A 277-nucleotide genomic window follows, 5' to 3' on the forward strand; every position below is an offset into this window, starting at 1 on the left:
ACCGCCTGGCCTCGCGTGCCACCAACGATGCCATCTGGGACTGGGATCTCGCGAGCGACCACATCCGTTGGAACGAGGCCGTGCAGACCCTTTTCGGGTATGCCCCGGACGGGGTCGGCGCGAGCGGCGGATGGTGGAAGTCGCGCATCCACCCGGAGGACCGCGACCGCGTCCGGAGCGGCATCCATGCCGTGATCGACGGCGGGGCGGAGCACTGGCGGGACGAGTACCGGTTCCTGCGCGCCGACGGCTCCTATGCGGATATCCTCGACCGTGG

Annotated in this window: 1 protein-coding gene; it reads left to right on the plus strand. The window is 69.7% G+C overall.

The annotated features are described in order from the left end of the window. The coding region (locus CVH10_RS20015; RefSeq protein ID WP_146143152.1) for a PAS domain-containing protein at positions 1–277 on the plus strand (277 nt) is incomplete at both ends.

Origin of the sequence: Halomonas sp. ND22Bw (assembly GCF_003011945.1) — a bacterium.
GTDB classification, from domain to species: domain Bacteria; phylum Pseudomonadota; class Gammaproteobacteria; order Pseudomonadales; family Halomonadaceae; genus Halomonas; species Halomonas halophila.